Source organism: Microbacterium sp. RU33B (assembly GCF_900155915.1).
Classification (GTDB): domain Bacteria; phylum Actinomycetota; class Actinomycetes; order Actinomycetales; family Microbacteriaceae; genus Microbacterium.
The window spans coordinates 1,762,637-1,788,824 of record NZ_FTPO01000001.1; the positions used below are offsets into that span (position 1 = coordinate 1,762,637).

26 protein-coding genes are annotated in these 26,188 nt (G+C 70.3%); 2 read left to right on the forward strand and 24 right to left on the reverse strand.

Going from position 1 to position 26,188, the window contains the following annotated elements; all coding sequences use genetic code 11:
* Nucleotides 1-60: 60 nt before the first annotated feature.
* The 8 genes from argH to B0B14_RS08630 form a co-directional block, all read right to left on the reverse strand.
* The gene (gene argH, locus B0B14_RS08595; RefSeq protein WP_076680987.1) at nt 61-1,503 is read right to left on the reverse strand and encodes an argininosuccinate lyase; all 1,443 of its coding nucleotides are present in this window, start codon (nt 1,501-1,503) and stop codon (nt 61-63) included.
* Between the two features lie 9 nt (nt 1,504-1,512).
* Nucleotides 1,513-2,637, reverse strand: coding sequence for a heparan-alpha-glucosaminide N-acetyltransferase domain-containing protein (locus tag B0B14_RS08600; protein ID WP_256714308.1), 1,125 nt, complete (start codon nt 2,635-2,637; stop codon nt 1,513-1,515).
* A gap of 7 nt (nt 2,638-2,644) precedes the next feature.
* Nucleotides 2,645-3,568, reverse strand: a complete 924-nt coding sequence (gene argF / locus B0B14_RS08605) for an ornithine carbamoyltransferase (RefSeq protein WP_076680988.1) — start codon at nt 3,566-3,568, stop codon at nt 2,645-2,647.
* Nucleotides 3,565-4,803, reverse strand: coding sequence for an acetylornithine transaminase (locus B0B14_RS08610; RefSeq protein WP_076680989.1), 1,239 nt, complete (start codon nt 4,801-4,803; stop codon nt 3,565-3,567). Before B0B14_RS08610 ends, argF begins: the two co-directional genes overlap by 4 nt.
* Complete coding sequence (gene argB / locus B0B14_RS08615) at nt 4,800-5,708, reverse strand: acetylglutamate kinase (protein WP_076680990.1); 909 nt, start codon at nt 5,706-5,708, stop codon at nt 4,800-4,802. The genes B0B14_RS08610 and argB overlap by 4 nt, the downstream gene beginning before the upstream one ends.
* Entirely contained in the window at nt 5,705-6,862 is a 1,158-nt protein-coding gene (gene argJ, locus B0B14_RS08620) for a bifunctional glutamate N-acetyltransferase/amino-acid acetyltransferase ArgJ (protein ID WP_076680991.1), read from the reverse strand. Before argJ ends, argB begins: the two co-directional genes overlap by 4 nt.
* Nucleotides 6,859-7,935 carry an N-acetyl-gamma-glutamyl-phosphate reductase gene (gene argC, locus B0B14_RS08625; RefSeq protein ID WP_076680992.1) on the reverse strand — a complete coding sequence of 359 codons (1,077 nt, stop codon included), beginning with the start codon at nt 7,933-7,935 and terminating at the stop codon, nt 6,859-6,861. Before argC ends, argJ begins: the two co-directional genes overlap by 4 nt.
* 215 nt (nt 7,936-8,150) lie before the next feature.
* Complete coding sequence (locus B0B14_RS08630) at nt 8,151-9,137, reverse strand: NAD-dependent epimerase/dehydratase family protein (RefSeq protein ID WP_076680993.1); 987 nt, start codon at nt 9,135-9,137, stop codon at nt 8,151-8,153.
* A 203-nt stretch (nt 9,138-9,340) separates the two neighbouring features.
* Here B0B14_RS08630 and B0B14_RS08635 point away from each other — a divergent pair, with 203 nt between their 5' ends.
* Entirely contained in the window at nt 9,341-10,468 is a 1,128-nt protein-coding gene (locus B0B14_RS08635) for an AAA family ATPase (RefSeq protein ID WP_076680994.1), read from the forward strand.
* A gap of 9 nt (nt 10,469-10,477) precedes the next feature.
* Here the strand turns inward: B0B14_RS08635 and pheT are convergent, their stop codons facing one another.
* From pheT to infC, 10 genes are all read right to left on the reverse strand, one after another.
* Nucleotides 10,478-12,991, reverse strand: a complete 2,514-nt coding sequence (gene pheT / locus B0B14_RS08640) for a phenylalanine--tRNA ligase subunit beta (protein ID WP_076680995.1) — start codon at nt 12,989-12,991, stop codon at nt 10,478-10,480.
* Nucleotides 12,991-14,031 carry a phenylalanine--tRNA ligase subunit alpha gene (gene pheS / locus B0B14_RS08645; protein ID WP_076680996.1) on the reverse strand — a complete coding sequence of 347 codons (1,041 nt, stop codon included), beginning with the start codon at nt 14,029-14,031 and terminating at the stop codon, nt 12,991-12,993. Before pheS ends, pheT begins: the two co-directional genes overlap by 1 nt.
* Nucleotides 14,032-14,073: 42 nt before the next feature.
* Entirely contained in the window at nt 14,074-15,006 is a 933-nt protein-coding gene (locus B0B14_RS08650; RefSeq protein ID WP_076680997.1) for an amino acid ABC transporter permease, read from the reverse strand.
* Nucleotides 15,003-15,650, reverse strand: a complete 648-nt coding sequence (locus B0B14_RS08655) for an amino acid ABC transporter permease (protein ID WP_076680998.1) — start codon at nt 15,648-15,650, stop codon at nt 15,003-15,005. The genes B0B14_RS08650 and B0B14_RS08655 overlap by 4 nt, the downstream gene beginning before the upstream one ends.
* Nucleotides 15,651-15,736: 86 nt before the next feature.
* Nucleotides 15,737-16,606, reverse strand: coding sequence for a glutamate ABC transporter substrate-binding protein (locus tag B0B14_RS08660; protein WP_076680999.1), 870 nt, complete (start codon nt 16,604-16,606; stop codon nt 15,737-15,739).
* An 80-nt stretch (nt 16,607-16,686) separates the two neighbouring features.
* Complete coding sequence (locus B0B14_RS08665; RefSeq protein ID WP_076681000.1) at nt 16,687-17,481, reverse strand: amino acid ABC transporter ATP-binding protein; 795 nt, start codon at nt 17,479-17,481, stop codon at nt 16,687-16,689.
* A gap of 111 nt (nt 17,482-17,592) precedes the next feature.
* Complete coding sequence (locus tag B0B14_RS08670) at nt 17,593-18,393, reverse strand: TrmH family RNA methyltransferase (protein WP_076681001.1); 801 nt, start codon at nt 18,391-18,393, stop codon at nt 17,593-17,595.
* Between the two features lie 90 nt (nt 18,394-18,483).
* Nucleotides 18,484-18,864, reverse strand: a complete 381-nt coding sequence (rplT, locus tag B0B14_RS08675; protein ID WP_076681002.1) for a 50S ribosomal protein L20 — start codon at nt 18,862-18,864, stop codon at nt 18,484-18,486.
* Between the two features lie 33 nt (nt 18,865-18,897).
* Nucleotides 18,898-19,092, reverse strand: coding sequence for a 50S ribosomal protein L35 (rpmI, locus tag B0B14_RS08680; RefSeq protein ID WP_076681003.1), 195 nt, complete (start codon nt 19,090-19,092; stop codon nt 18,898-18,900).
* A gap of 69 nt (nt 19,093-19,161) precedes the next feature.
* A complete protein-coding gene (gene infC / locus B0B14_RS08685; RefSeq protein ID WP_143733690.1) occupies nt 19,162-19,806 on the reverse strand; it encodes a translation initiation factor IF-3 in 645 nt (214 codons plus the stop codon).
* 226 nt (nt 19,807-20,032) lie between these two features.
* Between infC and B0B14_RS08690 the strand changes: the two genes are divergently transcribed.
* A complete protein-coding gene (locus B0B14_RS08690; protein ID WP_372236631.1) occupies nt 20,033-20,452 on the forward strand; it encodes a DUF1844 domain-containing protein in 420 nt (139 codons plus the stop codon).
* 9 nt (nt 20,453-20,461) lie between these two features.
* Here B0B14_RS08690 and B0B14_RS08695 read toward each other — a convergent pair whose 3' ends face one another.
* From B0B14_RS08695 to B0B14_RS08720, 6 genes are all read right to left on the reverse strand, one after another.
* A complete protein-coding gene (locus tag B0B14_RS08695) occupies nt 20,462-22,162 on the reverse strand; it encodes a long-chain-fatty-acid--CoA ligase (protein WP_076681004.1) in 1,701 nt (566 codons plus the stop codon).
* Between the two features lie 10 nt (nt 22,163-22,172).
* Nucleotides 22,173-22,994, reverse strand: a complete 822-nt coding sequence (locus B0B14_RS08700) for an SseB family protein (RefSeq protein WP_076681005.1) — start codon at nt 22,992-22,994, stop codon at nt 22,173-22,175.
* Nucleotides 22,978-23,724: a bifunctional 1-(5-phosphoribosyl)-5-((5-phosphoribosylamino)methylideneamino)imidazole-4-carboxamide isomerase/phosphoribosylanthranilate isomerase PriA gene (gene priA / locus B0B14_RS08705; RefSeq protein WP_076681006.1), complete on the reverse strand. Its 747-nt coding sequence runs from the start codon at nt 23,722-23,724 to the stop codon at nt 22,978-22,980. Before priA ends, B0B14_RS08700 begins: the two co-directional genes overlap by 17 nt.
* A 64-nt stretch (nt 23,725-23,788) precedes the next feature.
* A complete protein-coding gene (gene hisH, locus B0B14_RS08710) occupies nt 23,789-24,439 on the reverse strand; it encodes an imidazole glycerol phosphate synthase subunit HisH (protein WP_076681007.1) in 651 nt (216 codons plus the stop codon).
* On the reverse strand, nt 24,436-25,056 hold the full coding sequence (hisB, locus tag B0B14_RS08715; RefSeq protein WP_076681008.1) for an imidazoleglycerol-phosphate dehydratase HisB: 621 nt from the start codon (nt 25,054-25,056) through the stop codon (nt 24,436-24,438). The genes hisH and hisB overlap by 4 nt, the downstream gene beginning before the upstream one ends.
* Nucleotides 25,053-26,144: a histidinol-phosphate transaminase gene (locus B0B14_RS08720; protein ID WP_076681009.1), complete on the reverse strand. Its 1,092-nt coding sequence runs from the start codon at nt 26,142-26,144 to the stop codon at nt 25,053-25,055. Before B0B14_RS08720 ends, hisB begins: the two co-directional genes overlap by 4 nt.
* Nucleotides 26,145-26,188: the final 44 nt, after the last annotated feature.

A 26,188-nucleotide genomic window follows, 5' to 3' on the forward strand; every position in this document is an offset into this window, starting at 1 on the left:
ATCACTCATGTTTCCATAACTTCAGCTTTTCGCTTATATCCCTTGAAGATAAGCGTATTGCTACAGTCCCAGCGCGTGTGCGGCCGCCTGCGCCCGCGCGACGAGCTCGGCGCGCTGCTCTCGCACCCGCACAGGCGCCGTGCCGCCGACCCCCGCACGCGACGCGACGGAGCCCTCGATCGTCAGCACATCGCGCACGTCCGGCGTCAATGCGGGCGACAGGGAGGCGAGCTCGGCATCCGTCGCCTCGTGGAGGTCGATCCCGCGATGCTCGCACAGGCGGACGAGCGAACCCGACACCTCGTGCGCATCGCGGAACGGCACGCCCTTGCGCACGAGCCAGTCGGCGACATCCGTCGCGAGCGAGAAGCCCTGCGGTGCGAGCTCGGCCATGCGGGCCGTGTCGAAGCGAAGAGTGGCGACCATGCCGGCGAAGGCGGGCAGCACGAGTTCGAGTGTCTCGACGGAGTCGAAGACGGGCTCCTTGTCCTCCTGCAGATCGCGGTTGTAGGCGATCGGGAGGCCCTTGAGCGTGGCGAGGAGACCCGACAGGTTGCCGATGAGGCGGCCGGATTTGCCCCGCGCCAGCTCGGCGATGTCGGGATTCTTCTTCTGCGGCATGATGCTCGAGCCCGTCGAGTACGCGTCGTCGAGGGTGACGAAGCCGAACTCGCGCGTGTTCCACAGGATCACGTCCTCCGCGAAGCGCGAGAGGTCGACGCCGATCATGGCCGCGATGAACGCGAACTCCGCCACGACGTCGCGGGCCGACGTGCCGTCGAGCGAGTTCTCGGCAGGCCCCGCGAGACCCAGCTCGCGGGCGACGAGCGCCGGGTCGAGACCGAGCGACGATCCGGCGAGCGCTCCCCCGCCGTAGGGAGAGACGGCTGCGCGGGCGGACCAGTCGCGGAGGCGCTCGAGCTCGCGCACGAGCGGCCACGCGTGTGCCTGAAGGTGGTGCGCCAGGAGGATCGGCTGCGCGTGCTGCAGGTGCGTCCGCCCCGGCATGATCGCGTCGGGGTGCGCTTCGGCCTGGGCGACGACGGCATCGATGAGCCGGAGGATGTCGCGCGCGATCGTGCGGGCGTGATCGAGGAGGTAGAGGCGGACCAGTGTGGCGATCTGGTCGTTGCGGCTGCGCCCGGCCCGGAGCTTGCCGCCGAGCTCGGGACCGACCTCCGCGATGAGCGCCGCCTCGAGGGCGCCGTGCACGTCTTCGTCGGCGGGAGTCGCGACCAGCGTGCCGTCGGCGATCGCGCGGGCCAGGGCATCGAGCCCGTCGTGCATGCGCCGCGCTTCGTCTGGCTCGAGGTAACCGGCCGCGGCGAGCGCCGTGGCGTGCGCGTGCGATCCGGCGATGTCGTAGAGGGCGAGCCGCCAGTCGAAGTGCGTCGACCGACTCAGCGCGGCGAGCTCCGGAGACGGCCCCGACGCGAATCGCGCACCCCAGAGGGCTCCCTCGTTCGTGCCCTGGCCGTCGGTCTGCGGGGTCTCGTCGCTCACCCTGCCAGCCTACCGGCGGGGGTCTGCCGCCCCACTTCGGGGACGGCCGGGCACGGCGCGTCGGGCGATCGCGTCGATCGCCCACTCGAGGGGTCCGCGGCCGACGAGCAGCGCCCACGCCGTGCAGCCCACGACGGCGGTGACCGCGAAGAGCCCGAAGGGGTCGAGCGCGCGGAATCCGGTGAGGTCGCCCACTCGGTCCAGGAGCACGGATGCCGCGATCGCCCACGCGACGAGCTGACCCACGTACGCCGTGAGCGGCATCGATCCGACGGCGCGCAGCGGAAGCACGACCCACGAGACGACCGTGCGGCACAGCAGAAGGCTCGCCCCGATCGCCGCGAGCGCGAAGCCCCCCGAGCCGACGACCTCGAGCAGGCCCGATGAGTGGGGCTCCGCCGTCCAGACGGCGGCCCAGAGGGAGGCATCCGGAACCGCGGGGGCGAGCCAGTCGAGCCCGTATCCCACGACCGCGAGCGCGGCGCCCCCGCACACGAGCGCCACCTGCGTCGACAGCCGCCGCAGGCCGCTGCGGGCGGCACCGAGACCCGCGAGGACGAAGGCGATCCAGACCGGGAAGGGGTAGTTGATGCCCAGGAGCAGACCGACATCGCCACCGCCCGGGGTGGACCAGAAGTCGAACGAATCGATCCAGGCCTGCACCCACGGCATGACCAGTGCGACCCCGACCGCGATGAGGAACAGGGGCCGCGCACGCAGCTGCAGGAAGGGCAGGGCGAGGAGGAACAGGATGGCGTACGCAGGGAGGATGACGTACACGGGCACCCCGGTCGCGATCAGCAGGATGCCGATGACCCACAGCAGCGCCGCGCGGACCACGATCCTCCGCCGCGCGGTGCCCAGCCTCTCCCCCTCGTAGGGCGTCGAGCGGCCGGTCACCAGACCGAGCGAGACGCCGGCGAGGGTCGCGAACAGGATCGACGAGCGACCCGAGACGATCCCGCCCCACGTCGAGGCATCCGTCCAGACGAAGCCGGGGACCGCGTACAGGTGCGCGGCGAACATGCCGAGCACCGCCAGTCCCCGAGCGAGGTCGATCCCGGCGAGGCGCGACGGATCGGTCAGGCGCTCCCAGCGGGATGCGCTCCGCGTGATGTCGCCGCGCTCGCTCACCGAACCGTCACTGCTGCCGGAGGAGCCAGACGAGGAGCGCCTTCTGAGCATGGAGGCGGTTCTCCGCCTCATCCCACACGACGCTCTGCGGACCGTCGATGACCTCGGCGTCCACTTCGTAGCCGCGATCGGCGGGGAGGCAGTGGATGAAGATCGCGTCGGGCTGGGCCAGCGCCATGGTCTCCTGGGTCACCTTGTAGGCGCCGAGGTCGCGCAGGCGGGCGATCTTCTCCTCCTCCTTGCCCATCGACACCCACGTGTCGGTCACGATGACGTCTGCTCCGGCCGCCGCCTCGATGGGATCGGTGTACAGCGTGACCGACCCTCCGGTCTCGGCTGCGCGGCGGTCTGCGTCGGCGACGACGTCTTCACGCGGTGAGTACGACTCGGGAGAGGTCACGCGCACGTGCATGCCGGCCGTGACGCCGGCCAGGATGTAGGAGTGCGCCATGTTGGAGCGTCCATCGCCGAAGAACGTGAGCGTGAGCCCCTTCAGCGCCCCCTTGTGCTCGCGGATCGTGAGGAGGTCGGCGAGGAGCTGGCAGGGGTGGAAGTCGTCGCTCAGCGCGTTCACGACCGGTACGGTCGTGCCGCGGGCCATCTCCTCGAGCCCGGCCTGGGCGTACGTGCGCCAGACGATCGCCGCGACCTGACGCTCGAGCACGCGGGCGGTGTCGGAGGGGGTCTCCTTGCCGCCGAGCTGGCTGTTCGCCGTCGAGATGATCAGCGGAGAGCCGCCCAGATCGGCGATGCCGACGGCGAACGACACGCGCGTGCGCGTCGAGGACTTGTCGAAGATCACCGCGACGGTCTGCGGACCCTCGAGGGGCTTGAGCTTCCAGCGGTCCTTCTTCAGCGCGAGCGCGAGGTCGAGGATCTCGTCCTGCTCGGCGGCCGTGAGGTCGTCGTCGCGCAACAGGTGGCGGGTCATGCGTGGGCCTCCGCGGTGGTGGTGTCGTCGAGCAGGAGTGCGTCTTGGACGGTGGAAAGGGATGCGGCGAACAGCGCGATGAACTCGTCGACCTCGACGTCGCCGATGTTGAGCGCGGGGGCGATGCGGATCGTCGACTCGTTCGGGGCGTTGATGATGAGTCCGTGCTGCTGGGCGGCGGCGACGACGGCGGCGGCGACCGGATGCCGGAGCGCGATGCCGATGAGGAGTCCTCGGCCTCGCGTCCCCGCCACGAGGGGAGAGCCGATCGCCGCGACCGCCTCGCGCAGCTGCGCGCCGCGCTCGGTCGCGTTCTGGAGGAGCCCCGCACGCTCGATCTCGGCGAGGACGGCGCCCGAGACGGCGGTCGCGAGGGCGTTGCCGCCGAACGTCGATCCGTGCGTGCCCGGGTAGAAGAGCTCGCTCGCCGCGCCGTACGTGATGAGCGCGCCGATGGGGAATCCGCCGCCGATGCCCTTGGCGACCGTGATCGCGTCGGGCGTGATGCCGGCGTGCTGGAATCCGAACCACTCGCCGGTGCGACCGGCGCCCGTCTGGATCTCGTCGATGATGAGCAGCGCGCCGTGCTGCTCGGTCAATGCGCGAGCCGCCTGGAGGTACCCGTCCGGGAGCTCGATGATCCCCGCCTCTCCCTTGATGGGCTCCAGGAACACCGCCGCGACCCGGTCGTCGATCGCCGCTTCCAGGGCCTCGATCGTGGAGTCGAGGTGCTCGACGCCGCCGATCATCGGTGCGAAGGGCTCCTGCATCCACGGCTTCCCCGTGAGCGCGAGGGTTCCCATCGTGCGGCCGTGGAAGGCGTCGCGCAGGGCCAGGATCCGCGGACGCGCGGGACGCCCCTCCGCGGGGAGTCCGTGCAGCCGCGCGAGCTTGAACGCGGCCTCGTTGGCCTCGGCACCGGAGTTTCCGAAGAACACGCGTCCGGATTCCCCGGTGCCGGCGAGGCGCTTGAGGCGCGCGGCGAGGGCGAGCTGCGGCTCGGTGGCGAAGTAGTTCGACACCTGCGTGAGCGTCGCCGCCTGGTTCGCGACGGCTTCGACGAAGACCGGATGCGCGTGCCCGAGCGAGAGCACCGCGATGCCCGCGAGGAAGTCGAGGTAGCGGCGTCCGCCGGCATCCCAGAGGTAGGCGCCCTCCCCGCGCGTGAAGAGCTCCATTCGGGCGCCGAAGCTCCGCACGAGGTCGCGTCCTGCGTCGTCCTGCCACGTGGTCATCCGACCACCACCTCCGTTCCGATGCCCTTCGTCGTGAAGATCTCGACGAGGACCGAGTGCGGCACGCGGCCGTCGATGATCGCTGCCGTCTCCACGCCGCCCTCGACGGCGTCCAGACAGGCCTGCATCTTGGGGATCATGCCCGATTCGAGCGACGGCATGAGTGCGCGCAGCTCGGTCGTCGACAGGTGCGAGACGAGCGAGTCGCGGTTCGGCCAATCGGCGTAGAGTCCGGGGACGTCGGTGAGCACGACGAGCTTGACGGCGCCGAGGGCGACCGCGAGCGCTGCGGCCGCGGCATCCGCGTTGACGTTCAAAGAATGACCGGGGTTGTCGAGGTCGGGCGCGATGCTCGACACGACCGGGATGCGGCCTGCGGCGAGCTGATCGAGCACGGGCTGGGGGTCGACCGTCACGACGTCTCCGACGTTGCCGAGGTCGTGCTCGATGCCCTCGATCACGACGCCGCGACGGCGGCCGCCGAACAGACCGGCGTCCTCGCCCGAGAGGCCCGTCGCGTGCGGACCGTGCGCGTTGATGCGGCCCACGAGCTGCGGGTTCACCTGACCGGTGAGCACCATGCGCACGACGTTGATCGCCTCGGTCGAGGTCACGCGGTAGCCCCCGCGGAACTCGCTCGGGATCGACAGCCGGTCGAGCATGGACGAGATCTGCGGACCGCCCCCGTGCACGACGACGGGCTTCACCCCGACGTGGCGGAGATAGGCGATGTCGGCCGCGAAGGCATCCTGCAGCTCTTCGGAGACCATCGCGTTGCCGCCGTACTTCACCACGATCACCTGATCGCGGAAGCGGCGCAGCCACGGCAGCGACTCGATGAGCGTGACGGCCTTGGCGCTCGCCTCGGCGGGATCGGTGTCCTGGATGATGGGCTGCTGGCTCATGAGGAGTACGCGCTGTTCTCGTGGACGTAGTCGTGCGTGAGGTCGTTGGTGAGGATCGTGGCGGATGCCGCGCCCACCTTGAGGTCGATCACCAGGTCGGTCGCCCGAGGCGTCAGGTCGACCTCTTCGCGCGGCCGATCGGGACCTCCCGCTGTGCACACGCGCACCCCGTTCATCCAGACATCCACGTCGTACGGGTCGAACTGGGCGGCCGTGGTGCCGATCGCCGCGAGCACCCGGCCCCAGTTGGGGTCGTTGCCGAAGACCGCCGCCTTGAACAGGTTGTTGCGCGCGACCGAACGCCCCACCTCGACGGCATCGTCTTCGGAGGCCGCGTTCACCACGCGGATCGTGATGTCGTGGGCGGCGCCCTCGGCATCGGCCTGCAGCTGGGCCGCGAGGTCGAGGCAGACCTCGGTGAGGGTGTCGCGGAACAGGTCGGCGTCGGGGGTGATCCCGCTCGCACCGCTCACCATCAGGGTCACCTGGTCGTTCGTCGACATGCAGCCGTCCGAATCGAGCCGGTCGAAGCTCACCCTGGTCGCCGCGCGGAGGTGCGCGTCGGCGTCCGCTGCGGTGAGCTCGGCGTCGGTGGTGATGACCACGAGCATCGTCGCGAGGCCGGGAGCGAGCATCCCCGCACCCTTCGCCATGCCGCCGATCGTCCAGCCGGCGTGAGCGCGGACGGACCGCTTGGCCTTCGAGTCGGTGGTCATGATGGCTTCGGATGCCGCGACCCCGCCCTCGTCGCTCAACGCGGCGATGCCCTCCTCGACACCCGTGAGGACCTTGGCGCGGAACACCTCGTCGCCGGTGCCGATGAGGCCCGTCGAGCAGACGATGACGTCACCCGCGCTCACACCGAGCAGCTCGGCGGTCTTCTCCGCCGTCTGGTGGGTCGTCTGGAAGCCGAACGACCCGGTGAAGCAGTTCGCTCCCCCGGAGTTCAGCACGACGGCCTCGACGACGCCGTCCTGGATCGCCTGCTGCGACCAGATGATCGGGTTCGCTTTTGCGCGGTTGCTCGTGAAGACGGCGGCCCCGACCTTCAGCGGTCCGCGGTTGACGACGACGGCGACATCCTTGGCTCCGGTGGACTTGAGTCCCACGGCGACGCCGGCGGCGTGGAATCCGGCGGGGGCGGTGACGCTCACGGGGCGACTCCGTTCACTGAGAGGGCCGTGCCCTCGGCGAGGCCGAGAGCGAGGTTCATGGACTGGATCGCGGCTCCCGCGGTGCCCTTGACGAGGTTGTCGACCGCCGCGACGACGACCACCCGGTTCGCGGCCCGGTCGATCGCGAGACCGAGGAGAGCAGTGTTGGCACCGACCACGTCGGCCGTGCGCGGGAACTCCCCCGCAGGCAGCAGCTGCACGAACGTCTCGCCGGCGTAGGCCGCTTCCCAGGCATCCCTGATCTGAGCGTCGGTGGCGCCCGCGGCGATCGGGGCCGTCGAGGTCGCGAGGATGCCCCGCGCCATGGGCACGAGCACCGGCGTGAAGGAGATCCGGATGCCCTCGTCGGCCGTCTCCGCGGGTGCCGAGCTGGTCGACGGTCGAGCCGCGGCGAGCGCCTGCCGGATCTCGGGGATGTGCCGGTGCGTGCCGCCGACGGCGTACGGGTTCGCCGACCCGAGGACTTCGCTCGCGAGGAGGTTGGTCTTGAGGCTCTTCCCGGCTCCCGAAGGGCCGACGGCCAGCACCGTCACGATGTCGGACGGATCGATCACACCCGCCGCGACGCCGGGGGCGAGGCTCAGCGCGACCGTCGAGGCGTTGCAGCCCGGTGCCGCGATGCGCGAGGCGCTCCGCAGCCGCTCGCGCTGCTTCCCGCCGTCGACCGGAAGCTCGGGAACCCCGTAGACCCAGGGGTCGTGGAAGTCTCCGCCGTAGAAGCGGTCCCAGTCGGCGATCGACTCGAGCCGGTGGTCTGCGCCGGCGTCGATGACGAGGGGCGTATCGGCGAGCGCGGCGGTGTACTGGCCGGACTGCCCGTGCGGCAGCGCGAGGAAGACGATGTCGTGGCCGGCGAGCACGTCGGGGGTCGACGGCTGCAGAGTGAGGTGCGCCAGCGAGCGCAGATGCGGCTGATGCTGGATGAGCGGCTGTCCGGCGTTCGAGTGCGCCGTGACGGTGCGGATCTCGACATCCGGATGCGCGGCGAGAAGGCGCAGGATCTCGCCACCTGCGTAGCCGGATGCGCCGGAGACGGCGACCGAGTAGGTCATGGGTTCCACCTTAGTTTCTGGGGTCTGCGTGGCCGGGACCGGCGACACCGCATCGACACCCGGAAGGGCGGATGACGGGGTCGCCTAGAGTCGGCGCTGGCCCAGACGTCGGAGCGCGACGACGACGCCCGTGAGGGGCGTCGAGGCGGAGAGCGCGGCCGAAGGCATGTCGCGACGATAGCGGGCCGGGTCTGGCCGGGGCAAATCGGTCGTCGTCAGACGCTCTGCCCGAGCTCCTCGATCAGCTCCCGCTCGGCGTCCCTCGTCAGCCCGGTCGAGCGCTCGCGCGCGAGCCCTCGGTCCCGTTCGTCGGCGAGCGTGCGCTCGAGGGTCGCCCGCAGCGGCCGGATCGTTCCGCCCAGCAGGCGGTAGACGGCGTTCGACCTCGTGGCGAACCCCGGCATGTCGTCGGGGAGCCACAGCGGAAGCGAGCGCGGTCCGGCCCAGTGCGCGACGTCTCGGGCGACGAGCCAGTCGTCGTCGGCCCGGACGATCTCGCCCGTGTGCCCGGCGACGTCGCGCGCGAGGGCCAGCAGCTCGGCGAGCGGCAGAGGATCGCCGATCGTGTTGGCGACGCCGGTCCACCGCTCCCGGCCGAACGCGACGATGAAGTCCGCGAGATCGTCGACGTCGATCACCTGGGCCATCGCTCCGGGCGCCGCCGGGACGAGCACCGGCTCGGCTGCGGCGAGCGCGAACCTCGCCACCCAGTACCCGAACCGGTCGGTCGGATCTCCGGGTCCGACGATGAGCCCGGGGCGCACGATCGCCGCGCGGTGCACCAGGGCGTTGCGGACGGATGCCTCGCACGCGGCCTTCGCCCGGGAGTAGTCGTACTCCTCCCGCGGTCCCAGGGGCTCGGCGAGCGCGGCGGACTCGTCGGCGCCGACGTCGTCGTTCGCCGCGTACGCCGACAGGCTCGAGACGTACGTCCAGTGCCGCGTCCGATCCGCGAGTGCCTCCACGGCCGCGGCGACGTGCTCGGGACGCGAGGAGATGTCGACGACCTCGTCCCAGTCGCGGTCGGCGACCCGCGCGTACGCGTCGGGGTCGTCGCGGTCCGCCGTGACGAGGGCCGCTCCGTAGGGTGCGGGCCGTCCACCGCGTGCGAGGACCGTGACGGAGGCCCCCGCGTCGAGCCACCGCTGCGCGATGCGTCCGCTCAGCCAGCCGGTTCCTCCGAGGATCAGGACGTCGCTCATGCCGTCATCCCATCACACGGGCCGCGGGACGCGCATCCGTCTTCGCTGTGGGCGGATCGGTGGCGGTCGGCGGCCGTGCGCAGCTGCGGAGGCGGCCGACGACACGCGGCATCCGGATGCCTCGGACCTGCGCGCCGCCACGTGCTTCCGCATCCGTGCGCACGGGCGGGGTCGGCGTCGGAGGCGTCTGCGAGGATCGAGGCGTGCTGACCACGCTCGCCGTCTCCGGCTATCGCTCGCTGCGGGACGTCGCCGTCCCGCTCGCGCCGCTGACCGTCGTGACGGGTCCGAACGGGTCGGGCAAATCCAACCTCTACCGCGCGCTGCGGCTCCTCGCAGCGACCGCGAGCGGCGGTCTCATCGGCGCTCTCGCGCGCGAAGGCGGGCTGCCGTCGGTGCTCTGGGCGGGTCCCGAGCACGGAGGGATGCAGGGCACGGTGCGCACCGGACCCGTGGCGGTGCAGCTCGGGTTCGCTTCCGACGAGCTCGGCTACCTCATCGACCTCGGCATCCCCCAGAACGGCGGGCCGCACTTCGGTCGCGACCCCGAGATCAAGCGCGAGCAGGTGTTCGCGGGCGCTGTCGCGAAGCCCTCCACGCTGCTCGTCGACCGCCTGCGCAGCGCGACGCGGGTGCGCGACGGGGACTGGACGATCGTGCGGCAGGAGCTCGCGCCGTACGAGAGCGTGGTCACCGACCTCGCCGACGGCGAGACGGCGCCCGAGCTCCTGTCGCTGCGACGGATGCTCGGCGGGTGGCGCTTCTACGACCACTTCCGCGTCGATGCGGATGCGCCGGCGCGCCGACCCCAGATCGGCACACGCTCGCACACCCTGTCGCACGACGGGGAGAACCTCGCTGCCGTCTGGGCGACGATCCAGGATGCCGGCTTCGGCGGTGCGCTCGCGCGCGAAGTGGACCGCGCATTCCCCGGCTCGCGCGTCGACGTCGTGTCGGAGGACGGCAGGTTCCGTCTGGCGCTGACCCAGCCGGGCATCCTCCGCCCCCTCGACGCGGCCGAGCTCTCCGACGGCACGCTGCGCTACCTGCTGCTGTGCGCCGCGCTGCTTCCCGCACGTCCCGCACCCCTGCTCGTGCTGAACGAGCCCGAGTCGAGCCTGCATCCGTCGCTTCTCGGCCCGCTCGCCGAATCGATCTCGGCGGCATCGGAGCGATCGCAGGTCATCGTCGTCACGCACGCCGATGCGCTCTCGCGCGCGCTCGAAACGGCCGGCGCCGCCCTCGTCCGCTTCGAGCCCCGACTGGAGGGCACGGTCGTCGCGGGGCAGGGCGTCCTCGACGCCCCCGCCTGGAACTGGGGCTCCCGCTAGGGAGGGCTCCTACTCCCGCAGCGTCGCGCCGAGACGCTCCTGCGCCGCGGCGACGCCTGCGAGCTTCGCGTCGGTGGCCTCGGCGGCGGTCAGCGTGCGATCGTCCGCCCGGAAGCGGAGCGCGAACGTGAGACTCTTCGCGCCCTCCGGCAGGCCCTGGCCGCGGTAGTCGTCGACGAGACGCAGCGACTCGAGCAGCGCTCCCGCGCCGTCGACGAGCGCCGCACGCACGGCGGCGGCGGGTGTCTCGGCCGGCACGACGAGCGAGACGTCCTGCGTCGCGGCCGGGAAGCCCGACAGCGATGCCGCGGCGACTCCGACTCCGGACAGCGTGAGCACGAGGTCGAGATCGAGCTCGGCGACCACGACACGACCCGGGAGGTCGGCGGCCTCGGCCACGGCGGGCAGGAGTTCGCCGACGTATCCGACCGGCGTCGAGCCGACCGACAGCGTCGCCGTCCGACCCGGGTGCAGAGCCGCCCGTGACGACTGAGCGACCTCGATCGTCGTTCCCGCGGCGGCCGCGATCGTGCGCACGGCGTCGAGCGCGTCCGAGACGCCGTACGGCGCAGCGGCCGTTCCGGGCTGCTTCGCGACGCGGCTGCCGGTGAGCAGGATCGCGACGTGGCGGTGCTGCGGCGGGATCGACGCGTCGAGCTGAGCGAGGGTCGCGGCATCCGGCCGCACGGCGAGCGGCGGCACGAAATCGGTGCCGTAGACAACCCCCGGCGCGGGGAGGAAGACCGTTCCCGACTCGAACAGCGCGAGATCGGTGAAGCCTCGCGACACGTTGCGGTGCGCGACCTGGAGCAGACCCGGGACGAGCGAACGACGCAGGAACGGCGCCTGGCCGTCGAGGGGGTTGGCGAGCTTGACGCTTGGGACGGGCTCGCCCGAGACGGACCCGTGGAGATGGTTCTGCTCCTCGGTCGTGAACGGGAACGACGGCGTCTCGACGTATCCGGCGGCGGCGAGCGCATTCGCCACACGTCGGCGCCCGCGCTGGGCCGCGGTGAGGCCGCGGCCGGACGGGGGCGTCGGGAGCACCGACGGCACGCGATCGAGGCCGTGCAGCCGCGCCACCTCCTCGGCGAGCGTCCACTTGTCGGTCAGGTCGGGTCGCCACGACGGCGGGAACACGAACCAGCCCTCGGCGGTGGGCTCTTCCACGTCGGCGCCGATCGCCTCCAGCGCCCCGGTGATCTCGTCGGAGGTGTAGTCCACGCCGATGAGCCGGGAGACGAATCCCTTCGGCAGCTCGATGCCCTTGAGATCGACATCCGCGAACAGCGCACCGCCCACGGCCGTGTCGAGCGACCCGCCCGCGTACTCGACCATCAGATCGGCGACGCGGCGTGCGGCGACGAACGGGATGAGCGGATCGACGCCGCGCTCGAAGCGTCGGGACGCCTCGCTGGGCAGCTTGTGGCGACGGGCGGTGCGGGCGATCGAGACCGTGTCGAAGACGGCCGCCTCGATGAGGACGTTGCGCGTGGCATCCGTCATCTCGGTCGTGCCGCCGCCCATGACGCCGGCGAGTCCGATCGGGCCCGACTCGTCGGTGATCAGCAGGTCTTCGCCGTCGAGCGTGCGCACCTTGCCGTCGAGCGTCTCGAGCTTCTCGCCCGGCGTCGCACGACGGACGGTGATGCCGCCGCGGAGCCGATCGAGGTCGTACCCGTGGATGGGCTGGCCGAGCTCGATCATGACGTAGTTCGTGATGTCGATCAGGATGCCCAGCGACCGGATGCCGGCGAGCGTCAGCCGCGCCACCATCCAGGCCGGCGTCGGCTTGGTCGGATCGACCCCCCGCACGATGCGGACCACGAACTCCGACGCGCCGACGCGGCCCCGGATGGGCGCATCGTCGCGGACGGCCACGTCGAAGCCCGCGGCCGGCTGCTGCAGCTCGCCCCATTCGCGCAGCCCCGGGTCGCGGAAGGCCGCCCCCGTGGCGTGCGAGTACTCGCGGGCGATGCCGCGGATCGACAGGGCGTAGCCGCGATCGGGTGTGACGTTCACGTCGACGGCGACGTCGTCGAGGCCGAGAAGGGCGATCGCATCCGCGCCGACGGGCGCGTCGAGACCGAGCTCGACCAGACGGAGGATGCCGTTGTGCTCGTCGCCGAGCCCGAGCTCCTTCGCCGAGGCGATCATGCCGTCGGACACGTGGCCGTAGGTCTTGCGCGCCGCGATCGGGAACGGGCCGGGCAGCACGGCGCCCGGCAGCGTCACGACGACCTTGTCGCCGGCGAAGAAGTTGCCGGCGCCGCACACGATCCCGCGGACGCCGCCCTGGTCGGGGCCGACATCCACCTGGCACCACCGGATCGTCTTGCCGTTGGACTGCGGCTCTTCGACGAACTCGAGCACCTGGCCCACGACGATGGGGCCGACGAGGTCGAAGCCGAAGACGTCCTCTTCTTCGAATCCGACCGAGACGAGCGCCGCGAGGACGTCGTCGGGTGTGGCATCCGGCGCGAGATCGACGTACTCGCGCAGCCAGGAGAGCGGGACGCGCATCAGACCACCATTCCGAACTGCTCGCTGAAGCGCACATCGCCTTCGGCCATGTCGCGCATGTCCTGCACGTCGGAGCGGAACATCAGCGTCCGCTCGATGCCCATGCCGAACGCGAAGCCCGAGTACTCCTCGGGGTCGATGCCCGCGGCGCGCAGCACGTTGGGGTTGATCATGCCGCTGCCGCCCCACTCGATCCAGCGTGCGCCGCCGGGGAAGGTCGGGTGCCAGAGATCCAGCTCGGCGGAAGGCTCCGTGAAGGGGAAGTAGTTCGTGCGGAACCGCGTCTTCGCCTCCGGACCGAACAGCACCTTGGCGGCGTGGTCGAGCGTGCCCTTGAGGTGGGCCATCGTGATGCCCTTGTCGACCACGAGACCCTCGAACTGGGTGAACACCGGCAGGTGCGTCGCGTCGAACTCGTCGGTGCGGTACACGCGACCGGGACACAGCACGTAGATCGGGATGTCGCGCTCCAGCATCGAGCGCACCTGCACGGGGCTCGTGTGCGTGCGCATGACGAGGTGGCGCGCCACCGGGTCGACGAAGAACGTGTCCTGCATCTGACGCGCGGGGTGGTCGACGTCGAAGTTGAGCGCGTCGAAGTTGTACCACTCGTGCTCGAGCTCGGGTCCTTCCGCGATCTCCCAGCCCATGCCGACGAAGATGTCGGCGATCTCCTCCTGGAGGAGCGAGATCGGATGCCGCGCTCCGACGCGCGCGTGCTGCGCGAGGGCGGTCATGTCGATGCGCTCGGCCTCGAGCTTCGCAGCGGTCTCGGCGGCGGCCAGCTCGCCCTCGCGGGCGGTCAGGGCCTGTGCGACGCGTCCGCGCGCCTGCCCGATGAGCTTGCCGAACTCGGCCTTCCTATCGTTCGGCACGGAGCGCAGCTGCGCGTTCAGCTTCGCGAGCGGCGAGCCTTCGGCCGAGTGCGCGGTGCGCGCGGCCTTCAGTTCGGCTGTCGTGGGGGCACCGGCGATCGCCGCGAGCGCGGCCTCGACGGCGGCCTCGACCGCATCAGGGGTGATTTCGGGAGAGTCGGACACGAGGAACGAGTCTACCGACGGCGGATGCCGCGCCCCGACGCGTCACCGCGGTCCGCGGTACTCCGATGCCTTCGCTGCGGCGTTGGCCTCCGCCAGCAGGATCGCCTGCGTCGGGTTGGCCGTCGCGTCGGCGGCACGCCGGAGACTGCGCTTCCCGCCGCTGGCCGTGCGGCGGGCCAGCCAGCGGGCGAACCACGACAGGGTGAGGTTGATCGCGAGGTAGATGAGCAGGCACACGAAGAACAGGGAGAACAGGTACCGGTTGCCGTAGAAGCTGCCGAGGTTGTTCATCATCGTGCGGATGAGCTCGTTGTAGCCGACGATGTAGCCGAGGGAGGTGTCCTTCAGGAGCACGACCAGCTGAGCGACGATGATCGGCAGCATCTGCCGGAACGCCTGCGGGAACTCCACGAGCATCTTCGACTGGAACTCGCGCATGCCCACGCTGAGGGCCGCCTCGCGCTGACCGCGCGGGAGCGCCACGAGGCCGGCGCGCAGCGCCTCTCCGATGAGCGTGCCGTTGTACAGCACGAGAGCGATGACGACGGCCCAGAAGGCGCCGGTGGAGGCCAGGAGCAGGATGAACAGCATCATCAGCAGCACGGGCATGCCGCGGAGGAACTCGATGAGCCACGCGGTCGGGATGCGCACCCAGGCGATCGTCGACGACCGCATGAGCGAGAAGACGATGCCGAGGAGGATCGCGCCGACGGCGGCGACGGCCGCGGCCTGCAGGGTCGCCACGACACCGCGGCCGATGGCGCCCCACACCTGCGGGTCGAGGAAGATGTCCCAGCGGACCGGGTCGAGGATGGCCGGAACGGGCACGCCTCCCGACACCCGCGGCTGAGCCAGGGTCCAGACGACCCAGGCGAGTGCGCCCAGGATCAGGGCACCGCCGATGATCGACGCGATGAGCGACACGCGACGGGCACGGGGCCCGGGCGCGTCGAAGAGGACGCTGGAGTTGCTCATCGCTTCATCACCAGCTTCCGCTCGAGCTGGCCCGCGAACAGGCCCAGCGGGATCGTGATGACGAGGTAGAGCCCCGCGGCCGTGAGCAGGATGGGGATCACCATGTTGCCGTTGTCGTTGGCGAGCTGACGCGTCGCGGCGAAGATCTCGATGACGAAGAACCCGCCGGCGACGGAGGTGTTCTTCGTGAGGGCGATGAAGACGTTGATGAGCGGCGGGATCGTCATGCGGAACGCCTGCGGCAGCACCACGAGCGACACCGTCTGACCGAACCCCAGACCGATGCTGCGGGCGGCTTCGGCCTGGCCGACCGGCACGCCGTTGATGCCCGATCGGAGCGCCTCGGCGACGAACGGCGAGGTGTAGTACGCCAGTGCCCCGATCGCGAGGGGCACGAACGGCACCCGGAGTCCCAGGAAGGGCACCACGACGGCGAAGAAGAAGAAGACGAGGGTCAGGGGCGTGTTGCGGGCGATCTCGGTCCAGGCCGCGGCGAACCAGCGCAGCGACGCGACGGGAGAGATGCGCATCGCCGCGATGATCGTGCCGAGGACGAGGGCGATGACGCCCGAGACGACGAGCAGCAGCAACGTCATCTTGAAGCCCTCCCAGAACGCGGGTGCGAGCGACAGGTACTGGTCCAACGGTCACCTCCTCCGGTGGTGCGGGATGTACAGGGGGACGGATGCCTCGGCCCGACGCGGGCCGCGGGCCGAGGCATCCGTGTCGATCAGTAGCGGTCGACCGCGGGCGGCGAGACGAACTCGAGGACCGTGCCGGCCGTCTTGTTCCAGGCCTCTTCGTAGCGGCCGTCCTCGTAGATCTTCTCGAGGGTCGTGTTGATCCACTCGCGGAAGTCGGTGTCCTCCAGCGCGAGGCCGATGCCGTAGGGCTCCTCGGTGAACGGCGTGCCGACGACCTTGAACTCGCCCTCGTTCTGGGCGGCCAGGCCCGCGAGGATCACGTTGTCGGTCGACACGGCCACGACGGCGCCGCTGCGCAGCGGCTCGAGGCAGTTCGAGTACGTGTCGGTCAGGACCGGCTCGGCGCCGATCTCGGCCAGCTTCGCGGCGGGGGTCGAGCCCGTGACGGAGCAGACGGGCTCTCCGACGAGGTCGTCTTCGCTCGTGATGTCCTCGTTGTCGGCGAGCGTCAGGATCGACTGTCCGGCCATGTAGTACGGACCGGCGAACGAGACGACCTCCTTGCGCTTGTCGTTGATCGTGTAGGTCGCGATGACGATGTCGACTTCGCCGTTCTGGATGAAGGGCTCGCGGTTGGCCGAGACCGACTCCTTCCATTCGATCTTGTCGGCGGGGATGCCCAGCTCGCTCGCGATGAGCTTGCCGATCTCGACGTCGAAGCCCTCGGGAGTGCCGTCGGGTCCGACGAGCCCGAACAGGGGCTGGTCGAACTTGGTGCCGATCGTGATCGTGCCGGCCTCGTTGAGCGCGGCCATCGTGGTGCCTGCCTCGAAGGTCACCTCTTCGACGGGTGCCGCGCTGGTCTCCTCCGCGGCGGGAGTTCCTCCTGCGCACGCGGAGAGCGCGAGCGCGCCGGCGGCTGCCAGCGCGATCAGCGGAAGTCTCATTCGCTTCATGTCATCGTCCTTTGCTGTGTCGGGGACCGTTCGTGACGGCCCCTCTCGGTCTCGACCGCGCGAACGGTCGAGGCTTGATCTCAGTGCTCGAGGATCTTGGACAGGAAGTCCTGGGCCCTCGCGCTCTGGGGGTTCGTGAAGAACTGCTCGGGGGTCGCCTCTTCGACGATCGCGCCGTCGGCCATGAACAGCACGCGGTCGGCCGCCTTGCGGGCGAAGCCCATCTCGTGGGTCACGACGATCATGGTCATGCCGTCGGCGGCGAGGCCGATCATGACGTCGAGCACTTCGTTGATCATCTCGGGGTCGAGGGCGCTGGTCGGCTCGTCCATCAGGATGAGCTTCGGGCTCATGGCGAGCGAGCGGGCGATCGCGACGCGCTGCTGCTGACCGCCGGAGAGCTGGTTCGGCATCTTGCGCGCCTGGTTGGCCACGCCGACGCGGTCGAGGAGAGCCATCGCCTTCTCCTCGGCATCCTTCTTCGACATCTTGCGCACCTGGATCGGACCGAGCGTCACGTTCTCGAGCACCGTCTTGTGCGCGAACAGGTTGAAGGACTGGAACACCATTCCCACGTCCGCGCGGAGCGTCGCGAGCGCTTTGCCCTCTTCCGGGAGAGGCACGCCGTCGATCGAGATCCTGCCGGAGTCGATCGTCTCCAGGCGGTTGATCGCGCGACACAGCGTCGACTTGCCCGACCCGGAGGGCCCGATCACGACGACGACCTCGCCGCGCGTGACGACGGTGTTGATGTCTTTCAGGACGTGCAGCTCGCCGTAGTGCTTGTCGACGTTCTCGACGACCACGAGCGGCTCTCCACGCTTCACGTTGATGTTCGACGTGCGCGGCGCGGGTTCGTGTTCAGATGTCGCCATGCGTTTCACCCTAGGGCGGCGACGACGGACCTTCCCAGCGGATGCGCCGCACGGTTACGTACTTGTAACCGAAGGGAAACGTTTTGCAGGGGTGCCCGGAGGAGGTCGGATTCAGGATGCCGCGCGCTGCGCGAAGGCACTCTCGTACAGGCAGACACTGGCCGCGGTGGCGAGGTTGAGCGACTCCGCGGAGCCGTAGATCGGCAGCCGCAGGGCCATATCCGCGTGCGCGAGCGCCTCGTCGTCGAGGCCGCGCGCCTCGTTGCCGAACAGCCACGCGGTCGGCTCGGCGAGCACGTGCCGGGAGGCGAGGAAGTCCTCTCCCCCGACGTCGGCGGCGATGACCCGCAGTCCCGCGCTGTGCGCGCGCTCGACCGCCGTGGCGAGGTCGACACCGACCGCGACGGGCAGATGGAACAGCGACCCCGTCGTCGCCCGGACGACCTTCGGGTTGTACAGATCGACGGTGCGGCCGGTGAGGATCACCGCGTCGGCGCCCGCCGCATCCGCCGCCCGGATGATCGTGCCGAGGTTGCCCGGATCGCGGACCTCTTCGCAGATCGCCACGAGGCGGGGTGCGTGGGCGAACACGTCGCGGATCGACGTCGGCGACTGACGCGCGACGGCCACGATCCCCTGCGGTGTCACGGTGTCGGCCATCGCGTCGAGCACGGCCTCGGTCGTGAACTGCACGTCGATGCCGGCATCGCGCGCCGCGTCGCGGACATCCGGATGCCGCTCCATCGCGGTCGGCGTCGCGTACATCTCCACGAGCGTCTCGGGGCGGTGCAGCAGCACTTCGCGGGCCGACTGCGGCCCCTCGAGGAGGAACAGCCCCGTCTCCTGGCGCGCACTGCGCTTGGTGAGCTTCGCAACGGCGCGCACGCGCGGGGAACGTGGGTTCTCGAGCACGGGATCAGCATACGGCCCGCAGCATCCGCGACATGCGAAAGGGCGCCCTCCCGGAGGAGGACGCCCTGTCGACGAAGAGTGCCGAGGTGCTTACGCCTTGGGGGCGTTGACGTTCTCGGGCAGCGCCTTCTTCGCGGTCGCGACGAGCGACGCGAACGTGGCGGGCTCGTTCACGGCGAGCTCGGCGAGCATGCGACGGTCGACCTGCACACCCGCGAGGCCGAGGCCCTGGATGAAGCGGTTGTACGTGATGCCGTTCTGGCGGCTCGCAGCGTTGATGCGCTGGATCCACAGGCGACGGAAGTCGCCCTTGCGCTTGCGACGGTCGCGGTACGCGTAGACGAGCGAGTGGGTGACCTGCTCCTTCGCCTTGCGGTACAGACGCGAACGCTGGCCACGGTAACCCGAGGCGCGTTCGAGGATGACGCGACGCTTCTTGTGGGCGTTTACCGCCCGCTTGACTCTAGCCATTTCGTTTCGTTCCTATTCGTGCGTCGGCGCGCGTCAGCGGCCGAGGAGCTTCTTGGCCTGCTTGGCGTCACCGGGAGCAAGGACCTGCTCCTGGTTGAGGCGACGCGTGCGACGCGACGACTTGCCCTCGAGGTTGTGCCGCATACCGGCCTGCTGCTTCATGAGCTTTCCGCTGCCGGTGACCTTGAATCGCTTCTTGGCACCCGAGTGGGTCTTCTGCTTCGGCATTTCTCTTCCTTCGTTGTGTATCCCGCCTCGGCGGGAGTCGATACCCGCCGGAGCGGGAGACTGTGGGGCCTATTCGGCCGGAGCCTCGGCCGCGTCCGACTTCGCGTCGGAGTCTGCGGCACCGTCTCGAGCGCCGCCGCGGGCATTGCGCGCCGCTTCCTTGTTGGCTGCGCGAGCGGCGTTCTGCTCCGTCTTGACCTCGGACTTGTTCTTGTGCGGTGCGACCACCATGACCATGTTGCGACCGTCGATCGTGGGGTTCGACTCGACCGTTCCGAACTCGGCGACGTCCTCCGCGAACTTGCGGAGCAGACGCACGCCCTGCTCGGGGCGCGACTGCTCGCGACCGCGGAAGAGGATCATGGCCTTGACCTTGTCACCCGACTGCAGGAAGCCTTCGGCGCGCTTGAGCTTGGTGATGTAGTCGTGCGCCTCGATCTTCAGACGGAAGCGGACCTCCTTGAGGACCGTGTTCGCCTGATTGCGCCTGACCTCCTTGGCCTTCTGCGCTGCCTCGTACTTGAACTTCCCGTAGTCCATGATCTTGACGACGGGCGGCTTCGAGTCTGGGGCCACCTCGACCAGATCGAGGTCGGCATCCTGTGCCAGACGCAGCGCCACCTCGATGCGGACGACGCCGACCTGCTCTCCTGCGGGACCCACGAGGCGGACCTCGGGAACGCGGATGCGGTCATTGGTGCGGGGATCGCTGATGCGGAACTCCTCTTCGTGCGGATGACGGCGGAAAAAGCAGCACAGTCCACCCGCACGACGCGTGAGCGCCGGCCTTCGCACCCTGGTCAACCCCGGCCGTTGGCACGGTCGGGGTGGAGTGCATGACCCGGTAGCCTGGAACGGCAAGCGCGGGTGGGATGTGATCCTCTTTCGCATCCGGAGCAGAACGCTCCGGAGCCCGCATCAGTTTAGCAGAGAGAGTGGCGTGGACACGATTCAGGGCGCGGACGACGATTCGACGGTCGAAGAGACGGCTCCGGATGCCGCGCGCCGCGCGCGCTGGGAGGAGCAGGAGCGAGCGGCCTCGGAGGCCACCCGCGACATCGCCGACGTCCCGGCCGTCGAGGTCATCACGACCACCGCCGTGCACCTCCTCAGCGCCGCCGCCGTCAAGACCGGTCTCGCCGACGACCCGGCGACGCAGACCGACCTCGACGAGGCGCGCAAGCTCATCAACGCCCTCGCCGGCCTCATCACCGCCGGCGCACCGGAGATCAGCGACATGCACGCGCGTTCGCTGCGCGACGGTCTGCGCTCGGTGCAGCTGGCGTTCCGCGAAGCATCCGTCATCCCCGACCCCATCGGCAAGGGACCGGGCGAGAAGTGGACCGGCCCGGTCACCTGACCCGCGGAGTCATCCCGCGTCGGCGGCGGCCATCAGATCCGCCCGCACGTCTTTGCGGAGCACCTTGCCGATGAGCGATCGCGGCAGCTCGGACCGCTCCACGACGGCGCGCGGCACCTTGTAGGCGGTGAGGTGCGCGCGGCAGAAGTCGCGGATGCCCGCCGCGTCGAAGACCGCGCCCTCGCGCAGCACGACGGCGGCCGTGACGCTCTCGCTTCCGTCGGCTCGGGGCAGGCCAACGACGGCGGCCTCGTCGACATCCGGATGCAGCAGCAGCACCTGCTCGACCTCGGTCGGGCTGATGTTGAACCCGCCCGTGATGATGAGCTCCTTGATCCGGTCGACGATCGTGACGAAGCCGTCCTCCGACACGGTGACGATGTCTCCGGTGCGCAGCCAGCCGCCCTCGAGGAGAGTGCGCGAGGTCTCGTCGGGCAGGTGCCAGTAGCCGCGGAACACCTGAGGACCGCGGACGAGCAGCTCGCCCTCCTCCCCGGGTCCTCGGTCGATCGACGGATCGTCTGGATCGACGACGCGGATGTCGGTGCTGGGGAACGGCACCCCGACGGTGCCGGGGCGACGAGAGGGACCCATCGGGTTGCCGATCGAGATCGGCGAGGACTCCGTCATCCCGTAGCCCTCCACGAGCAGGCCGCCGGTGGCGTCCTCCCAGCGCTGCACCGTCGCCAGGGGCAGGCTCATCGCGCCGGAGATGGCGTGGCGGATCGAACCCAGCCCGATCCGGCGACGGATCGCTCCACGGCTCAGGGCGTCGTAGATCGGCGGGACGGCGGGCAGGAACGTGGGGGGCGACGTGCGTGCGGCATCGAGCACCAGATCGACGTCGAAGGTCGGGAAGAGCACGAGACGCGCCCCCAGCGACATTGCGACGCTCAGGCACAGGGTGAGCCCGTAGGCGTGGAAGAGGGGGAGGACGCCGTAGAACACCTCATCGCCTTCGCGGATGCCCGGAACCCAGGCGCGCGACTGCTCGGCGTTGGAGCGGAGGTTGCGGTGCGTCAGGATGGCGGCCTTCGGGGTGCCGGTGGTGCCGCTCGTGAGCTGCAGCACCGCGATGTCGTCGAGCGCGGGCCGCGCGGCCTTGCGGGTGATCGGGCGCGACCCGACGACCTTCGCCCACGCGACCGCCGCACTCCGGGGCTTCGCCGTCAGGGCGCTGCGCGCCTTGCGGGCCTTCGCGATGGGGAGACGCAGGGCGAGGCGCTTGCCGAACGGCAGCGCGTCGGCGAGGTCGACGGAGACGATCTCGCGGGGGGCGATGTCGGAGGGGAACTCCGCCACGGTGTCGACGACCTTGTTCCACACGACCGCGACCACGGCCGAGTGCACCTCGAACTGGTGACGCAGCTCCCGCGGCGTGTAGAGCGGATTGTGCTCGACGACGATCGCGCCGATCCGCAGCGCGGCGTAGAACGCCACGACGTGCTGCGGGCAGTTCGGGAGGATGAGCGCGACGCGGTCGCCGGGCTGCACGCCGAGTTTGCGCAGCCCCGCGGCGGCGCGGGCGATCTGCTCCCCCAGCTCCGCGTAGGTCGTGGTGGCGCCGAAGAACTCGAGCGCGACGGCGCCGCGGTGGCGGGCGACGGAGGCCTCGATCATGTCGACGAGAGTCTCGGTGACCGGCTCGATGTCGGCCGGCACCCCCTCGGCGTAGGCGGCGAGCCACGGGCGTCCTTCGAAGGGGTGCACGATGTCAACCTTAGGCGTCAGGCCCTCCGTCGACCTGAGTGCGGACCAGCTTCACGGTGAGCGAGTCCACGAGCACCGCGATACGGTCATCCGCCGCCCAGCGTCGCGCGAGCCGCTGCAGCACGGCGTCGAGCTCGGCCTGGTCGAGACCGGGCATCAGCTCGAGCACCACGACGAGCTCGGGTCCGCGGAGGCGGCCGGAGGGATCGCCGGGCGCGACGGCGAGGTCGAGCACCGCCAGCTCACCGCCGACGCTCGCCTGGAGTCCGGCGTAGACCTCGGTCGACGCGAAGCTCGGTTCCCACGCGTGACCCTGTGCGATCGCCCAGACGGCGGGACGCCGGAGGACGAACTCCGTGTCGGAGCCCGGGTCGATGACGATGAGATCGGTCTCGTCGTCGACGGCCGACAGTGCCGTGCGGATCCCGTCGGCCGGCACGGGACGGGCCGAGGGATCCCAGCGCGACAGAGCCGCGACGGAGGTGAACACCGGCAGCACGCGGCGCCCGTCGGGAGCGGCGACCGTGACGATCGACAGCTCCTGCGTCTTGTCGACCTCGAGACCGTGCGGACCGACGCCGTGGTCGCCCTTCTCGGCGACCAGCGGGATCAGCAGCCGAGCGGATCGGTACGCGTCGACCACAGCGGCGGGGTCGCCCGAGCCTGTGTGGAAAGCGGTGAGCGCGCCGAGCAGGGCGGGATCGGCGGACCCGTCGTCCCCCGCGTGCGGGTTCGGCTCGAAGCTCCGGCCCGCCCAGGGCACACCGGCGGAGTCGGCGGAATGGTCGCAGGCGTCGGCCGCACCCGCCGAGGGATCAGTGTCCGGCGACATCCAGAGCCTCGGCGAGCGTGAACGCACCCGCATAGAGGGCCTTGCCGACGATGGCGCCTTCGACGCCGAGCGGCACGAGCTCGCGCAGGGCGGCGATGTCGTCGAGGCTCGAGATGCCCCCCGATGCCACGACCGGCTTCGGGGTGCGCGACGTCATCTCGCGCAGGAGCTCGATGTTCGGGCCCTGCAGCGTGCCGTCCTTCGTGACGTCGGTCACGACGTAGCGGCTGCAGTTGGCGGACTCGAGACGCGTGAGCACATCCCAGAGGTCTCCGCCGTCGCGGGTCCAGCCGCGCGCGGCGAGCGTCGTGCCGCGGACGTCGAGGCCCACCGCGATGACCTCGCCGTAGCGGCCGATCACGTCGGCGGCCCACTCGGGGTTCTCGAGGGCTGCCGTGCCGAGGTTGATGCGCGCGGCACCCGACTCGAGGGCGGCCTCGAGCGACTCGTCGTCGCGGATGCCGCCCGACACCTCGACCTGCACACCGCGCACCTGCTTGATGACCTTGCGGATGATGTGCGCGTTGCTGCCGCGACCGAAGGCGGCGTCGAGGTCGACGAGGTGGATCCACTGCGCGCCCTGACGGGCCCAGTCCACCGCGGCGTCGACGGGGTCGCCGTAGCTCGTCTCCGAGCCCGCCTCCCCCTGCGTGAGGCGCACGGCCTTTCCGCCGGCGACGTCGACAGCGGGAAGGAGGATGAGCTCGGGCGTGGAGGCGAAGTCGTTCATGAGTCCCTGGGTTCGGTTCACGGGAAGGATGCCGGCGGCCCGAAGAGCGGGCCGTGGCACGAGTTCAGAGGGTAGCCCCGCGGAGGCTGCCGATCCAATTGGACAGGAGCCGGATGCCGGCCTCGCCGGACTTCTCGGGGTGGAACTGCGTGGCCGACAAGGGGCCGTTCTCGACGGCCGCGAGGAACGGCTGGCCGTAGGTGCACCACGTCAGGGCGGGCTGCGGGAACGGCGGGATCACGTCGAGGAGCCACTGCTGGGCGCCGAACGAGTGCACGAAGTAGAAGCGCTCGTCTTCGATGCCGCGGAAGAGCACCGATCCCTCGCCGGGCTCGACGGTGTTCCAGCCCATGTGCGGCAGGACGGGGGCGTCGAGCTCGGTCACGACACCCGGCCACTCCCCCATGCCCTCCGTGTCGACGCCGCGCTCGACGCCGCGCTCGAAGAGAACCTGCATGCCGACGCAGATCCCGAGCACCTTGCGTCCGCCCGCGAGGCGGCGGTCGATGAGCTCGTCGCCGCGACTCGCGCGCAGTGCCTCCATGACGGCGCTGAACGCCCCGACACCGGGCACCACGAGCCCGTCGGCATCCATCACGAGTCCGCGGTCCTTCGTGAGCCGCGCGTCGGCACCGGCCGCTTCGAGGGCCTTGACCGCGGAGTGGACGTTGCCGGAGCCGTAGTCGAGCACCGCGACCAGCGGGCGATCGGTCACAGCGCGCCCTTCGTGCTCGGGATCCCCTCGACGAGGGGGTCGAGGGCCTTCGCCTGACGGAAGGCTCGGGCGAACGCCTTGTACTCCGCTTCCGCGATGTGGTGGGGATCGCGCCCCTCGATGACCCGGACGTGCACCGTCAGACCGCCGTTGAACGCGAGAGCTTCGAAGGTGTGACGCACGAGCGACCCCGTGAAGTGTCCGCCGATGAGATGGTGCTCGAAGCCGACCGGTTCGCCGCTGTGCACGAGATACGGGCGACCGGAGATGTCGACGACGGCCTGGGCGAGCGCCTCGTCGAGCGGAACGAGGGCGTCGCCGTAGCGCGCGATCCCGGACTTGTCACCGAGGGCCTCGCGGATCGCCTGACCGAGAACGATGGAGATGTCTTCCACGGTGTGGTGCGCGTCGATGTCGGTGTCGCCCGAGGCGCGCACCGTGAGATCGGTCAGCGAGTGCTTCGCGAAGGCCGTCAGCATGTGGTCGAAGAAGGGCACGGTGGAGTCGATGTGGCTGCGCCCCGTGCCGTCGAGGTCGAGCTCGAGCTCGACGGAGGACTCGCTCGTCGCGCGCCGCAGCGACGCCGTGCGGTGGGATCGGGGATCGAGTGCGCTCATGCCGCCGATCCTATCGACGCGAGCGCCTCGAGGAACGCCGTCGACTCCTCCGCCGTACCCGCCGTGACGCGCAGGCTGTGCGGGATCCCGACGTCGCGGATCAGGATGCCGCGGTCGTACAGCGCCTGCCAGGTCGAGGCCGGGTCGTCGACTCCGGAGAACAGCACGAAGTTCGTCCACGACTCGTGCGGCGTGTACCCGAGCGCGGCGAGAGTGGCGGAGATGCGATCGCGCTCGGCGACGATCTCGTCGACCGTGCCGAGCATGACGGGCGCGTGGCGCAGAGCCGCGGATGCTGCCGCCTGGGTGAGAGCGCTGAGGTGGTACGGCAGCCGGACCAGCCGCAGGGCGTCGATGACCGCCGGGTCGGCGGCGAGGTAGCCGACCCGCGCCCCGGCGAATGCGAACGCCTTGCTCATGGTGCGCGAGACCACCAGTCGGGGGCGCTCGGGGAGGAGTGTCAGCGCGGACTGCTCGTCGCGCGGGGCGAACTCCTGGTAGGCCTCGTCGACGACCACGATCCCGTCGGTCGCGTCGTACACGGCCTCGATGACGTCGAGTCGGAGCGGAGTGCCCGTCGGATTGTTCGGAGCGCAGAGGAAGACGACATCGGGAGCAGCATCCGCCACCTGCGCCGCCGCGGTCTCCGCGACGAGCGTGTAATCGTGCTCCCGGGTGCCGGCGATCCACTCGGCGCCGGTACCGCGGGCCAGCAGCGGATACATCGAATACGTCGGCGCGAAGCCGAACGCCGTGCGACCCGGTCCGGCGAAGGCCTGCAGGACGTGCTGCAGCACTTCGTTCGACCCGTTGGCCGCCCAGATCTGGTCGCGGGTCAACCCGTGCCCCAGATAGTCGGCGAAGCCTTCGCGCAGTTCGGTGAACTCGCGATCGGGGTAGCGGTTCACTTCACGGAGGGCGATCGCGATCGAGTCGAGGATGTCGTCCGCGACTTCCTCGGGCACCGGATGCGTGTTCTCGTTCACGTTCAGTGCAACGGGAAGGGGCGCCTGCGGTGCTCCGTACGGCTTCAGGCCGCGGAGGTCCGCGCGGAGGGGCAAGTCCTCGAGATCGGTCACCCGTCCCATTTTAGAGCGGGTGGATGGCGGGGCAGACCCGACCGTCACGAGGC

Coding starts and splice junctions, on each gene's coding strand:
- argF (WP_076680988.1), bottom strand. CDS start 3,568: ATGACCCGCCACCTGTTGCGCGACGACGACCTCACGGCCGCCGAGCAG.
- B0B14_RS08610 (WP_076680989.1), bottom strand. CDS start 4,803: ATGACCACGTGGCAGGACGACGCAGGACGCGACCTCGTGCGGAGCTTC.
- argB (WP_076680990.1), bottom strand. CDS start 5,708: ATGAGCCAGCAGCCCATCATCCAGGACACCGATCCCGCCGAGGCGAGC.
- argC (WP_076680992.1), bottom strand. CDS start 7,935: ATGACCTACTCGGTCGCCGTCTCCGGCGCATCCGGCTACGCAGGTGGC.
- B0B14_RS08630 (WP_076680993.1), bottom strand. CDS start 9,137: ATGAGCGACGTCCTGATCCTCGGAGGAACCGGCTGGCTGAGCGGACGC.
- pheT (WP_076680995.1), bottom strand. CDS start 12,991: ATGCGCGTCCCGCTCTCCTGGCTGCGCGAGTACGTCGATCTCGCGCCG.
- B0B14_RS08650 (WP_076680997.1), bottom strand. CDS start 15,006: ATGAGCAACTCCAGCGTCCTCTTCGACGCGCCCGGGCCCCGTGCCCGT.
- B0B14_RS08660 (WP_076680999.1), bottom strand. CDS start 16,606: ATGAAGCGAATGAGACTTCCGCTGATCGCGCTGGCAGCCGCCGGCGCG.
- B0B14_RS08665 (WP_076681000.1), bottom strand. CDS start 17,481: ATGGCGACATCTGAACACGAACCCGCGCCGCGCACGTCGAACATCAAC.
- rplT (WP_076681002.1), bottom strand. CDS start 18,864: ATGGCTAGAGTCAAGCGGGCGGTAAACGCCCACAAGAAGCGTCGCGTC.
- rpmI (WP_076681003.1), bottom strand. CDS start 19,092: ATGCCGAAGCAGAAGACCCACTCGGGTGCCAAGAAGCGATTCAAGGTC.
- B0B14_RS08700 (WP_076681005.1), bottom strand. CDS start 22,994: ATGTCGCCGGACACTGATCCCTCGGCGGGTGCGGCCGACGCCTGCGAC.
- priA (WP_076681006.1), bottom strand. CDS start 23,724: ATGAACGACTTCGCCTCCACGCCCGAGCTCATCCTCCTTCCCGCTGTC.
- hisB (WP_076681008.1), bottom strand. CDS start 25,056: ATGAGCGCACTCGATCCCCGATCCCACCGCACGGCGTCGCTGCGGCGC.
- B0B14_RS08720 (WP_076681009.1), bottom strand. CDS start 26,144: ATGGGACGGGTGACCGATCTCGAGGACTTGCCCCTCCGCGCGGACCTC.